General features: G+C 62.1%; 11 protein-coding genes. 6 read left to right on the top strand and 5 right to left on the bottom strand.

The window, feature by feature from the left end:
* Positions 1 to 16 precede the first annotated feature (16 nt).
* Positions 17 to 811 carry a dienelactone hydrolase family protein gene (locus QWI75_RS11675; protein ID WP_289268749.1) on the bottom strand — a complete coding sequence of 265 codons (795 nt, stop codon included), beginning with the start codon at positions 809 to 811 and terminating at the stop codon, positions 17 to 19.
* 206 nt (positions 812 to 1,017) lie between these two features.
* Between QWI75_RS11675 and QWI75_RS11680 the strand changes: the two genes are divergently transcribed.
* Complete coding sequence (locus tag QWI75_RS11680; protein WP_289268750.1) at positions 1,018 to 2,001, top strand: Gfo/Idh/MocA family protein; 984 nt, start codon at positions 1,018 to 1,020, stop codon at positions 1,999 to 2,001.
* On the opposite strand, the gene QWI75_RS11685 is transcribed toward QWI75_RS11680, so the two are convergent.
* Together QWI75_RS11685 and QWI75_RS11690 are read right to left on the bottom strand one after the other, a co-directional pair.
* The gene (locus QWI75_RS11685; protein ID WP_289268751.1) at positions 1,998 to 2,234 is read right to left on the bottom strand and encodes an Lrp/AsnC family transcriptional regulator; all 237 of its coding nucleotides are present in this window, start codon (positions 2,232 to 2,234) and stop codon (positions 1,998 to 2,000) included. The genes QWI75_RS11680 and QWI75_RS11685 overlap by 4 nt on opposite strands.
* A 24-nt stretch (positions 2,235 to 2,258) precedes the next feature.
* Positions 2,259 to 3,845, bottom strand: a complete 1,587-nt coding sequence (locus QWI75_RS11690) for a Kelch repeat-containing protein (protein WP_289268752.1) — start codon at positions 3,843 to 3,845, stop codon at positions 2,259 to 2,261.
* 197 nt (positions 3,846 to 4,042) lie between these two features.
* Between QWI75_RS11690 and QWI75_RS11695 the strand changes: the two genes are divergently transcribed.
* Genes QWI75_RS11695 through QWI75_RS11705 form a run of 3 tightly spaced genes read left to right on the top strand, consistent with a single transcriptional unit; the run spans position 4,043 to position 6,276 of the window.
* Positions 4,043 to 5,572 (top strand): YifB family Mg chelatase-like AAA ATPase, encoded by a 1,530-nt coding sequence (locus QWI75_RS11695; protein ID WP_289268753.1) that lies wholly within the window; start codon positions 4,043 to 4,045, stop codon positions 5,570 to 5,572.
* 9 nt (positions 5,573 to 5,581) lie between these two features.
* Positions 5,582 to 5,794 carry a hypothetical protein gene (locus tag QWI75_RS11700; protein ID WP_289268754.1) on the top strand — a complete coding sequence of 71 codons (213 nt, stop codon included), beginning with the start codon at positions 5,582 to 5,584 and terminating at the stop codon, positions 5,792 to 5,794.
* A gap of 56 nt (positions 5,795 to 5,850) precedes the next feature.
* Positions 5,851 to 6,276: a hypothetical protein gene (locus QWI75_RS11705; RefSeq protein ID WP_289268755.1), complete on the top strand. Its 426-nt coding sequence runs from the start codon at positions 5,851 to 5,853 to the stop codon at positions 6,274 to 6,276.
* A 46-nt stretch (positions 6,277 to 6,322) separates the two neighbouring features.
* Here the strand turns inward: QWI75_RS11705 and clpB are convergent, their stop codons facing one another.
* On the bottom strand, positions 6,323 to 8,923 hold the full coding sequence (clpB, locus tag QWI75_RS11710; protein ID WP_370693569.1) for an ATP-dependent chaperone ClpB: 2,601 nt from the start codon (positions 8,921 to 8,923) through the stop codon (positions 6,323 to 6,325).
* 188 nt (positions 8,924 to 9,111) lie between these two features.
* Between clpB and QWI75_RS11715 the strand changes: the two genes are divergently transcribed.
* Positions 9,112 to 9,942: an SDR family NAD(P)-dependent oxidoreductase gene (locus QWI75_RS11715; protein WP_289268757.1), complete on the top strand. Its 831-nt coding sequence runs from the start codon at positions 9,112 to 9,114 to the stop codon at positions 9,940 to 9,942.
* Positions 9,939 to 10,745, top strand: a complete 807-nt coding sequence (locus QWI75_RS11720; protein WP_289268758.1) for a hypothetical protein — start codon at positions 9,939 to 9,941, stop codon at positions 10,743 to 10,745. Before QWI75_RS11715 ends, QWI75_RS11720 begins: the two co-directional genes overlap by 4 nt.
* Positions 10,746 to 10,880: 135 nt before the next feature.
* On the opposite strand, the gene QWI75_RS11725 is transcribed toward QWI75_RS11720, so the two are convergent.
* The gene (locus QWI75_RS11725; RefSeq protein WP_289266904.1) at positions 10,881 to 11,831 is read right to left on the bottom strand and encodes an IS110 family RNA-guided transposase; all 951 of its coding nucleotides are present in this window, start codon (positions 11,829 to 11,831) and stop codon (positions 10,881 to 10,883) included.
* Positions 11,832 to 11,993: the final 162 nt, after the last annotated feature.

The following is an 11,993-nucleotide window of genomic DNA, read 5'->3' on the forward strand; positions in this document are numbered from 1 at the left end:
GGATGAAAGGGACGGTTCAGGCTCGGAGATGGTCGGCAAGAAAGGCAAGCGTGGCGTCCCATGCCTGCTGCGAAGCATCGGAGTGAAAAACATCTTTCCGCATTTCGTTGCTGAATCCGTGAGCAGCCCCGGGATATTGCTTGATCTCCACCGACTTGCCATGAGACGCGGCGGTGCGGCGGAGCTGGTCAACCTCGTCGGCCGGCACCAGCGCGTCGGCCCCAGCTTGGTGATAGAGCAGCGGACAGTACAGCTCGGACACGCGGTTCTGGACTCCTCTGAGCAGGCCATAATAAGCCACGGCCGCTCGCAGCCGCTTGCGTTGACAGGCGAAACGAATAGCCAGCGAGCCCCCCATTCCGAATCCGACGACGGCGTGGATGTTTCGCTTCAGGAATTCCCGCGTGTTGAAATACTCGCAACAGGAATTGATATCCTGCAACACGCCGGCCTCGTTCAACCGACCCATGAGCGCTTCCGCGACCTCTTCGCTGGCGGTAACCATTCCACCCAATCTGGTATAGAGGTTGGGAATCAGCACGCCATACCCCTCGCAGGCCAGCCGGAGCGCGACGTCCTTGATCTGGCTGGTCAGGCCCCACCACTCATGCAGCAGGACGATGCCAGGGTACACGCCTTTTTCCTGCGGCCAGTAGTAAATGGCCTCGACCTGGATGTCCTTGGGAACCCGGGTCTTGAAATAGGGATCGACCGCCGCATCGGCGTACGTCGGAATCGTGGCGCCGCTTGGAAAGCGTATGGCGCCTGTGCCAATCTGCTGGGGAGTGAAGGGCGAGACATGGGCAGTCATGGGTGGATCCTTGCTGGGTTCATGTAATGGTTGTCGTTCTGTTCGTCGTCGCCTGTGGGAATCCCTATGGGGGACCTTGCGACAGGCCGACGGTACTATAAAGATCTGTTTCGGAGGGTGTCAACGGAAGGCCCGTGGGATTCAGGCCGTGTAGTCCATGGGTGAGGATGTCGGATGAGGCCACGACTCATCAGCAAAGGACTCTGATGAAACAGGCACCGGTCGGGGTCGGTTTGATCGGGCTGGGACGGCAGGGGCTCCGCTATGCGCGCCATCTGTTGGAGGATGTGCCCGGTGCCCGTTTGGTTGCCGTCTGCCGCAAGGATGCGAGCCAAGGGTTTCCGCTTTCAGCTCCCGATCCCATTGCAGTCATGGACCAGGTGGCAGACCTGGCGCAGCATCCCTCTGTCGAGGTGGTGGTCTCAGCCGCACCACCTCAACTGTCCCCCCTGATCTGTCGGGCCGCCGTCGCAGCGGGCAAGCCGCTCTTGGTTGAAAAACCTCTCGCCACGACCGAAACAGATGGGGCGGACATGGTCGACAGGGCTCGCAAGGCCGGTGTTCCGTTGATGGTCGCCCAGACCCTCCGCTTCAACCGCGCGCTGGAAGCCTTTCGTGGCCGCCTGCCGGAGCTTGGGACGATCCATACCCTCATGATGACGCTCGCCGTGCCGACCAGACCACGACCGCCCGGCAATCCAGGATTTGGTGGCAAGGGAGTTCTGCTCGACCTGGGTATTCATGTCCTGGATCTCGCTCGATACTTGACGGGTTCTCGTCCGAGGGTCGAGGCCTGTGTATTGGATCGTTTGCCGCTGGCCGGATTTGAGACCAGGGCCGACATCCGGCTTTCGACAGCCGAGGGATTGACCATGAACCTGCTGGTCGCCTGGTCGCAATCGGAACGAATTGGCACAGCCGAGGCCTCGGGGCCAACAGGCTGTTTGTCCGTTGACTGGGTCAAGCATCATCTGATCGTCCGGCAAGACGGACAGGCTCCGGTCGCATGGAGCGAGCCGGAGCAGCCGACGATTGCGGCAGTTCTTTCGGCGTTTCTGGAGGCCATCGCCTGCAACAAACCCCTGCCAGTCCCAGGGCAGGAAGGATTGGAAGCGCTCAGGCTGGTGGAAACCTGCTATCAAATAGCCCGGTGTCGTGACGTAGCGGGGCCCGAACAGCCGAATGATTAAGTGTCGGCCACGATGTGGGTATCGGTTTCCTCGACCCCCTCGATCGTGTGGATCTTGGTGATGACAACCTCAGAGAGAGCCCGTTCGTCTGCGACGCTGACGAAGCTGAAGATGTCGGGCTGTCCGAAACAGGGGTGGACCTGTTCGATGCCGGGGACTTTCCGCAGCGCTTCGACAACCGCTTTGGTTTTCCCGGCGCGGACTTTGATCAGTACATAGGCTCTCGTTGCCATCGAACCCTCCTTTGCTCCTCACGGTTACATCACCGTCTCGTCCGGCACAGGTGCGCTTTGGCCCGCGCCCGGCATGGATCGACGTTTTGACGCAAACACGTCGTGAATATTCTGACGCTTGGCAGTGAATCTTGTCCGAGCCTCCGTGAACAGGCCTGCCAGCAGGAGCAAGTCCGACTGGGTCACGTTGTAGGTCCTCCACCCCTCGTCCAGCCTGGCCTGATCCCACTGGACCGGTCCCCGCGCGAACTCGGCGACGGCTTCAAGCACCTCGGAGGTCCAGCCTTTCCGACGGGCGGCTTCCAACAGCGTCCGGCCCTCGGCTCCGAACTTGCGTTCGACGGCTGTTGCAAAAAAGGTCTGCACCTGCGAATCGGGACTCTTCATCATGGCCGATTGAAACTGGATCAGGCTTTTGATCACGCGGTTGGCTTCCGTCGTTCCCTCCGGCGGCAACACTTCGGCCTCGCTGAGAGTCGCCAACACGGCCATGACGCTGCCGACGTGCGCGGGCGAAGCCTTCTGACTGGTCTTGGTTCCTGGTCCGTCGCGCGGCGGTACGAATACCTCATTCGCGTTGCTGAACGACCCGCCGGGCTTCGGTCCTCCGGCGATCACAAAGATTCGGTCCCCCACGACGGCAGAGCCCAACCCGTGACGGCCGGTCGGCATCGGCGCCATCGTCTGCCACTTGTCGGAGCCAGGCTGGTAGGCTTCCGTGGTTGTGAACGTTCCAGCCGGAGCTTCGCCTCCGAAGACATAGATCCGGCCGGCCAGGACCGCCGCCGTGATCCCGCTCCGGGCGGTCGGGAGATCGGCGCGCCTGGTCCAACGGTCCGCTTCGGGATCATATTGGTGGACCAGCGCCACGTTTCGGCTGTAGCTGCCGTTCAACCTGCCGCCGATCACATACACAAAACGGCCGTCGGTGGCAGCCGCCAGATGATCGCGCGGATCGGGCAGGGGGGCCTTTGTGGCCCATCGATCGGCTTGGGGATCGTACTCCTCGACGGCCGGCACGTTAATGTCGCCGTTATAGCCCCCGATCGCCAGAATGCGTCCGTTGACGACGGCCAAGGCTAGAGCGCCGCGGGGAGTGGGCATCGGTGTGCCTTCGGACCAACGATCTTCCTGTGGGTCATACCGGTAAAGCGAGGCTACCGGCTTCCAGACGGACAGGCCCGAGCGCGTGTAGCCGCCGACAACGTAGAGATGCCGGCCGACCGCCGCCAAACCAGCATGGTGCAACCCCACCGGCAACGGCGCCTTGGACGTCCAGCGATCGGTTTGCGGGTCGTAGACCTCGACCTTCTCGCTGATGCTCAGATTCAACAGGTTGCCCAGCGCGGGAGCTTCAAAGCCGCCCACGACGTAGATCCGCCCATCCAGGGCAGCGGCTGCGACCTCGGTCCGTTCAGTCGGAGCGGGGGCTGCAGTGGTCCAGGTGCCGGAATCCGGCAGGGGACTGTCGGCTCGACCGATGGAACAGGATGCAAACGACAAGAAAATGAGGGCGAGGAAGCAGGCGGCCGGTTGGCGCAGCCGATGGAACCAAGAAAGGATGGTCCGTCGAAGGGGCGCGGATCTCGGCAAGCGCGGCGTGGTTGACATGGTTGAACGGCTCTCGTGATCGGTGCGTCGCCGGCCCGACATTCGACGGCGGCCTCATTATACCCAATTTGGGTGGGATTGTTGAAAACGAAAGGGTCCCGTCCCTATAATCCCGCTGCCTACGAGGAACACCGGATCATCTCCGTGCCTGTCTGTTGAACCATCATCACCTCCATTCATCACCCTCCCACGACTCCATGCTTTCGAAAGTCCTCAGCAGCACGGTCGTCGGAATGGACGCCCACCTGATCGAGGTGGAAGTGGATGTCGGCGGCGGGCTGCCTCAGTTTTCCGTGGTCGGCCTTCCGGACGTAATCGTCAAGGAGAGCCGGGATCGGGTTCGTGCCGCGCTCAAGAACACGGGGTTTTCGTTTCCGATCAAGAGAATCACGGTCAATCTCGCACCGGCCGGCTTGAAGAAGGAAGGGTCCGGCCTGGACCTCGCCATCGCCATGGGCTTGCTGGTGGCGGAAGAGGTGGTTTCACGGGAGGCCGTGGCAGACAAGATATTCGTGGGCGAACTGTCGCTCGACGGCCGGGTCAAACCGGTGCCGGGCGCGCTGGCGATGAGCATGGCGGCCGGATCGACGAAGACGCTGATCGTCCCGGCTGAGAATGCGATCGAAGCTGCGATGATCGAAAGAGTCCGCGTGTTGCCGGTGCGAACCCTTCCCGAGGTCGTGGCCTGGTTGCAGGGGCAGAAAGAAATTGACGCGACGGTCGTCGATCGGCAGGCGTACCTGAGCGACTTACCCTCGGAGCACGAAGACTTTGCCGATGTGAAGGGACAAGGACATGCGAAACGGGCGCTCGAGATCGCCGCGGCCGGCGGACACAACGTGCTGATGGTCGGGCCGCCTGGGTCGGGCAAGACCATGCTCGCCCGCCGAGTCCCCAGCATCCTGCCGCCGTTCGAGCTGGAAGAGGCCTTGGAGACGACCAGGATCTACAGTTGCGCCGGCCTGCTCGATGGCCAGGCGCCGCTGATTGCAACCAGGCCGTTTCGCGCCCCGCATCACAGCATCTCGGACGCCGGATTGATCGGCGGCGGCGTGATTCCTCGCCCCGGGGAAGTGTCGCTCGCCCATCAGGGCGTGTTGTTTCTGGACGAGGTGTTGGAGTTCAAACGGCATGTCCTCGACGGGTTGAGGCAACCGCTCGAAGAGGGTGTGCTGCTGTTGACCCGCGCGAATGCTTCGGTCCGTTATCCCGCCCGCGTCATGTTGATCGCGGCGATGAATCCCTGCCCCTGCGGCTACTATGGAGACCGCTCGCGGGAGTGTCTGTGCACACCCTATCAGATCCGCCGCTATCGAGGACGGTTGTCGGGCCCGTTGCAGGACCGTTTGGACCTGCACGTCGAGGTCCCGCCCGTGCCGATCCAGGATCTCGGCCGCGATGGACTTCCTGCGGAGAGTTCCGCCGCGATCCAGGGCCGCGTCGTCGAGGCCAGGGCCAGGCAGCGATCGCGTTATCGAAAGGAAGGCTGGTTCACCAATACCCAGTTGAAGCCGAAGCAGCTCTCAAAGTATTGTGCGTTGAATGACGAGGCGCAAAGGTTGATCGAACAGGCGATGACGAGGCTGGGCTTGTCCGCCAGGGCCTACGGGCGTATTCTGCGCGTCGCGCGAACCATCGCGGACTTGGCCGGGGCGGACCGGATTGCGACGGCTCACGTGGCCGAAGCGGTGCAGTATCGGTCGCTTGATCGAAAGGTCGAGGCATAGGCGATTTTCATGCAATCTCTGAGAACCTTCCTGTGGTGGTTTCTTATCGGCGCGACGATGGCCTTGGCGGTCATCATGTTGCAAGGCGGCATCAGGGAAGTGATGCAGGCCCAAGGGTCTGTCTGGGAGGCCAAGTTTCTGGAGATCCTGACGGCCGTGGCCGGAGGCGGGTTGATGGGCGGGTGCATCGCCTTAATCTTGAATCGGATCAAGAAGGCGTGAACGGGAACCCGCGCAGAAGGCAGTGATCATTCGATCGACAGACAGCGGAGGGGTGCATGGATATTGAAATCGGCTCGAACCTCTATCGGAATTCAAACGGAGTGATCGACATCGAAGGCGTGCCGTTGGCGCAACTGGCGGTGAAGCCGTCGAACGGGGCCTTGCTCGTCAATTTTGCCCTGTTCGACCAGGCCGGTCGCATGGTCGCCAAAATCGTGGACAGCACCCTCGCGTTCAACGAGAAGCGAGCCTATGAGCTGAACAAATCGCCGAACACGGTTGAGCTCAAGGAAATCGAGTCGGGGAAGCTTGTGCTGCGCCTGGAGCAGCGCGAGCCGGATCGCGTCGTCATCAACAAGGCTTCGTTCTGGACCATCAAAGGGCATCTGTGCGAGATCTCCCCGACGGAATGCCGGATCGACAGACATCGGCTAAGCGGCGGCGACACGGATGCCAAAGGCGGGGCTGCGGCGATCGGCTGACGGTTCCGCCGACACCCCTTCACGGAGGCGGCGGAACCGGCGAGCATTACGGTTTCGTTTCAACCACCGGAATGACGACGATCCGGTCGTCCTTCACGTCGACTACGGCGCTGTCGCCATCTCTCAGCTCTCCCTTCACCAACTGCCGCGCCATCGGCGTTTCCACCTCCTGTTGGATCAACCGCTTCAGTGGACGCGCTCCGTAAACCGGATCGTAGCCCAAGGCCGCAAGGTGAGTCCGTGCCGCCGGCGTCAGGCTGAGCGTGATTCGCCGCTCCGCCAGCCGCTCCCGGAGACGGCCCAGTTGGATATCGACGATCCGACCGAGTTCCTGCGCGGTGAGCGGATGGAACACGACCGTCTCGTCCACGCGGTTCAGGAATTCGGGGCGGAAATGCTGGCGAAGCTCCCGAAGCACGAGGTTCCGGATCTCCTCATACGATTTTCGCAGGTGTTGGGCCTCCAAAATGTGCTGGCTGCCGATGTTGGAGGTCATGATCAGGACGGTATTCTTGAAATCCACCGTCCGGCCCTGAGAATCGGTGAGGCGCCCATCGTCCAGGACTTGCAGGAGAATATTGAAGACGTCGGCATGAGCCTTTTCGACCTCGTCGAACAGTATCACGGAGTAGGGGCGCCGGCGGACCGCTTCGGTCAGTTGGCCGCCCTCTTCATAGCCCACATAGCCGGGAGGCGCTCCCACGAGCCGCGCGACCGTGTGTTTTTCCATGTATTCGGACATGTCAATCCGGATCAGGTTGCCCTCGTCGTCAAAAAGCGTCGCGGCCAGCGCTCTCGCCAGTTCCGTTTTGCCGACGCCGGTCGGGCCGAGGAACAGAAACGATCCGATCGGCCGCTTGGGATCTTTGATGCCGGATCGAGCCCGCAGCACTGCGTCCGCGACGGCCCGGACCGCTTCGTCCTGCCCGATCACCCGTTCGTGGAGCAGATCTTCCAACCGGAGAATTTTCTCCGTCTCGCCCTCGACCAGCCTCGTGACCGGAATGCCCGTCCACCGGCTGACCACGAGCGCGATATCCTCTTCGTCCACCTCTTCCTTCAACAAACGTTGCTCGCCCTGTTTTTTCTGAAGGTGTTGCTCCTCCGACGCCAGCTCCCGCTCCAATTTGGGCAGCTCGCCGTATCGCAGTTCCGCCACGCGGTTGAGATCATAGGCGCGTTCCGCCCGTTCGATCTCCTGTTTGACCTGTTCGATTTGCTGGCGCAGTTTTCTCAGCCGGCCGACCGAGACCTTTTCGGCTTCCCAGCGGGTCTTGAGGACCTGCAAGTCACGGTTCTTCTCGGCCAGCTCGTCTTCGAGGGTGTTGAGGCGGGACCGGCTCGCTGCGTCTGTTTCCTTGCGCAGCGCCTCCCGCTCAATCTCCAGTTGCAGGACCTTCCGCGACACCTCATCCAGCTCAGCCGGAAGACTGTCGATCTCGGTGCGCAAACGGGCGGCGGCTTCGTCCACCAGATCGATCGCCTTGTCGGGCAGAAAGCGGTCGGAGATATACCGGTGCGAGAGCTTGGCGGCGGCGACCAGCGCGGCATCCTTGATCCGGACCCCGTGATGGACTTCGTATCGTTCTTTCAGACCGCGGAGAATCGAGATCGTATCTTCGACTGAAGGCTGATCGACCAGCACGGTCTGAAACCGTCGCTCCAAGGCCGCGTCTTTTTCGATGTGCTTGCGGTATTCGTCGAGCGTGGTGGCGCCGATCAGGTGGAGTTCCCCGCGCGCGAGCATGGGTTTCAGCAGGTTGGCCGCATCCATGGCGCCCTCCGCGGCCCCGGCCCCGACGACCGTATGCAACTCGTCGATGAACAGGAGAATCTGTCCGGAGGCGGCTTGGATTTCCTTGAGAACGGCCTTGAGCCGTTCCTCGAATTCGCCTCTGAATTTGGCGCCCGCGACCAACGCGCCCATATCGAGCACCACGACCCGTTTCTGTTTGAGGCCTTCCGGCACGTCGCCCTTGACGATCCGTTGGGCGAGGCCTTCGACGATCGCGGTCTTGCCGACGCCGGGCTCGCCGATCAAGACCGGGTTGTTCTTGGTCCGCCGCGAGAGAATCTGAATGACCCGCCGGATTTCGTCGTCGCGGCCGATGACCGGGTCCAGCTTCCCTTGCGAGGCGAGTTTCGTCAGATCGCGGCCGTATTTTTCCAGTGCCTGATACGTCCCTTCCGGATCTTGGCTGGTAACGCGCTGGTTGCCCCGGACCTGCTGAAGGGCCGACAAGACCTTGTCTCTGGTCAGGCCGAGCTTCCTGAAGACGCCGCCTTCCTCGACCATCGCCAAGATGACATGCTCGACGCTCAGGTATTCATCTTTGAGACCTTGCATTTCCTGCTCAGCCCGGTTCAACACCTGCGAGAGGCGAGGCGTGACATGGATCTGTCCGGGACCGCTACCTGGTCCCTGGACCTGGGGAACACGGGCCAACGCCTGCTCGATGGCCTGGCGGACGGCTTGAAGCGAGACGCCGGCCGATTCCAAAAGGCTGGGGCCGATGCCGCCGGACTGATCCAGGATGGCCGAGAGCAGATGCTCGACATCGATGCCCTGATGGCTTCTGCGCATCGCCAGGCCGGAGGCCGCCTGCAGAGCTTCCTGCAACTTGATTGTCATGCGATTCATGTCCATCGTGTCTCGCGCTCCTTCAAGCCGATGAGGGTGTCATTGCCCGTTCTGTAAGATTAATCACCGCCCCCTCTAAGTCAATGCCGGCCTCGCCGGATGGACGATCGTTCGCTCGATGGACTGATGTGCGCGGGTTCTCCTTGACCGGCCTGAGGCGGTCCCTTTATGTATGGCACATGGCGCGGTCGACCGTGACAAAGCCAGATAGCGACAGGCCCTTTGCCGTGATCACCGGCGCGTCGCGTGGAATCGGGGCCGAGTATGCACGAGCCCTGGCCGCTCGCGGTTACGATCTTCTGTTGGTCGCCCGGGATGAGGCGGCGCTCCGCAGTCTGGCCGAGACCCTCATGGCGAATTATGGAGGAGTCGTTGAAACGGCGGTCATCGACCTGGCCGAGCCGGGAGCGGCGCAACAACTTCATCTGGCCGCCCAGTCATGGCGTTCTCACGTGGATCTCCTGGTGAACAATGCGGGGTTCGGTTTCTTCGGCGAATTTGCTAGGATGTCGCCGGCCGCTCTGGAAGCCATGGTGCGCCTGCACGTCCTGACCGTCGTGGAAACGATTCGTTTGGTCCTGCCCCACATGATCGCTCGGCGCTCGGGAGGCATCGTCACCGTGGCCTCCGTGGCGGGGTTCCTGCCGATCCCGTACATGGCGGTCTATGCGGCGACCAAGACCTTCCTGATCGCCTTCTCGCAATCCTTGGCTGAAGAGGTGCGGCCCTACGGGGTGAACGTCCAAGCCTGTTGTCCCGGCTCGACCGCTACAGACTTTCACAGCAGAGCCGGCTCCGAGCCCCATGATCCGATCGGCCTCCAATTGCCGTCGGAGGTCGTGCGCCTGTCGCTCTCGCAGCTTGGATCGGGGCAAGTCGTGGTGCCGACCGGATTCATCGGCCGTTTCGTACGGTTGGGCCGGGTCCTGTTGCCCGATCGGTTCTGGGCCAGGTTGACCGGCTGGTGGATCCAGCGGTCCTTGACAGGCCGGTCCAAGCCAAAGCAGCCGTCTATCCGAACATGAGCTATCTTCTCGCGACATGGGACCTCTATCGGTCGGCGTTGAGCGCCACGATGCGGTCGTTTCGCCTGGGGTGGATCGTCGCGCTGGCATTGGTGTTGTTCCTCGGGATCATGATGATCGCGACTACGCTCGCCGCTCCCCTTGGCATCGCCGGAGGATTCATTCTTGGCGCGGTAAACGCCCTGGTGATCGGCGCGACGCTCTTTCTCTTCGAGTTGGCGGTCAAGAGCACCAGACCGATCTCTTTGCGCGATATTCAGGAGAGTTTCGGGAAGTATTTTTGGGATGTCATCGGAGTCGGGTTTGTCCTGTGGATTCCGCTCATGTTGCTCGATCAGGGCATGGCCGCAAATCCCCAGGGAGCCTTTCTTGCCACCGCCGTGTTCTTCCTCCTGTTTGTCCTGCTGAACCCGGCGCCCGAGGTCATCTATCAGTTGCGACACGATTCGCCGCTGGAGGTGATGAAGGCCAGTTATGAATTCGTGCTTGAGAACTGGATCGAATGGTTCTTGCCACTGGTCGTCGTCATCGGACCCTTGGGGCTGACGTTTTTCTTTACCCTGTCCGCTCGCCTGGGGCGAGGGGCCGGTCTGGATTTCACGCAGTTGCTGGTCCTGCCCTTTACGGCGCTCACCGCCTGGCTGGCGCAGCTCGGCGTGCCGGAAGAGCTGAGTACGCTGCTGGTCCTGATCTGCACCCCACCGCTCACGGTCCTCATGTTCCTGTTCCGCGGCCACCTGTTCCAGGCTCTGCAAGGCTCTTCCCGACGCCAGCGGCTCTATAAGACGCTGCACCGGCAGTAGGGCTATTGGAGTTTGATCGGGGAGAGGTGGGAAGGTCTAACCCGCATTATTCATGGCGATTCGTGGCGAAATCGTGCAGTCGCCAGGCGAGACGGGCAAGCACAGCCGCGAAGGACCAAGCAACTGTCTTGAATGTCAAGCTCTCCGTGCAGCGGCCGGTTGCCATGGAGTCCCATGATGTACCATCGCATTGAGAATGGTCAGCAGCTTGCGCATCGCGGCGACCAGCGCGACCTTGGATGCTTTGCCGGCGGTACGCAGTCGCTGGTAGAACTGCCGGATGACGGGGTTCCAGCGCGTCGCCACCAAGGTCGCCATGTACAGCGCGGTGCGGACGGGGGCCCGCCCACCCCAGATGGTGCGTCGGCCGCGCAGCCGCCCACTGTCCCGATTGAAGGGCGCGACGCCCACCAAGGCCGCAATTTGCTTGCGATTCAGCAAGCCCAACTCCGGCAGCTCGGCCAAGACCGTGCGACTCATTACCGGTCCGATGCCGGGCACGCTCTGCAACAAATCTTCGCGTGCACGCCAGATGGGGCTCTCTTCAATCATGTCATCGAGGTCCTCGTCGAGCCGGGCCAGTTCGGTGCGCAACCAGCGCAGATGGGCTTCAATCCGCTTCCGCACGCGGGCTGGAGCTCGGTCCAACCGGTTCTGCTCGGCCCGCTGCATCGCCAGCACTTGGCGGCGTCGCGCCAACAGGGCCGCCAGTTCCGCGGTCTGCGGATCGGGGAGCGCCCGCACTTCCGGTTGGATGACCTCTGCGAAGCGGGCCAACACCTGCGCGTCCAGCGTATCGGTCTTCGCCAACCGGCCCGTCGCTTTGGCAAAGTCCCGGACCTGGCGCGGATTGACCGCGATCACGGGCAAGGCGGCGTCCACCAGCGCCCGCAGCAACGGCCGTTCCAAGCCCCCGGTGGCTTCCACGACAATCCGTATCGGCGATACCTGGCTCAGCCGTGCGATCACCGTGCTGATTCCCTGGGCATCATACGGGACGCTCAGCGGCGTGCCAGCCGGCCGCATGGCGACGTCCAGCTGCGCTTTCGAGATATCAATTCCGACACACACCGACGATGTCTGCATCGCCTCCTCCTTGGTGAAGCCCGTCCTTGTCTTGATGCGGGCTCGGTGGCCCAGGCAACTGTGCGGGCTTATGGAATAGGGAATGTGACGACCCGGCTCGGCCGCGGTCTCTTCGGACCGGAGGCGTATCGATCTGTCACATTCCGTATGTCTCATGTACCA

It is taken from the genome of Nitrospira tepida (assembly GCF_947241125.1).
GTDB classification, from domain to species: domain Bacteria; phylum Nitrospirota; class Nitrospiria; order Nitrospirales; family Nitrospiraceae; genus Nitrospira_G; species Nitrospira_G tepida.

Bases quoted from the DNA above. Each gene is read 5' to 3' on its own strand.
- QWI75_RS11680 (WP_289268750.1), top strand. From the start codon at position 1,018: ATGAAACAGGCACCGGTCGGGGTCGGTTTGATCGGGCTGGGACGGCAG.
- QWI75_RS11700 (WP_289268754.1), top strand. From the start codon at position 5,582: ATGCAATCTCTGAGAACCTTCCTGTGGTGGTTTCTTATCGGCGCGACG.
- QWI75_RS11705 (WP_289268755.1), top strand. From the start codon at position 5,851: ATGGATATTGAAATCGGCTCGAACCTCTATCGGAATTCAAACGGAGTG.
- QWI75_RS11720 (WP_289268758.1), top strand. From the start codon at position 9,939: ATGAGCTATCTTCTCGCGACATGGGACCTCTATCGGTCGGCGTTGAGC.
- QWI75_RS11685 (WP_289268751.1), bottom strand. From the start codon at position 2,234: ATGGCAACGAGAGCCTATGTACTGATCAAAGTCCGCGCCGGGAAAACC.
- QWI75_RS11690 (WP_289268752.1), bottom strand. From the start codon at position 3,845: ATGTCAACCACGCCGCGCTTGCCGAGATCCGCGCCCCTTCGACGGACC.
- QWI75_RS11725 (WP_289266904.1), bottom strand. From the start codon at position 11,831: ATGCAGACATCGTCGGTGTGTGTCGGAATTGATATCTCGAAAGCGCAG.
- clpB (WP_370693569.1), bottom strand. From the start codon at position 8,923: ATGGACATGAATCGCATGACAATCAAGTTGCAGGAAGCTCTGCAGGCG.
- QWI75_RS11695 (WP_289268753.1), top strand. From the start codon at position 4,043: ATGCTTTCGAAAGTCCTCAGCAGCACGGTCGTCGGAATGGACGCCCAC.
- QWI75_RS11675 (WP_289268749.1), bottom strand. From the start codon at position 811: ATGACTGCCCATGTCTCGCCCTTCACTCCCCAGCAGATTGGCACAGGC.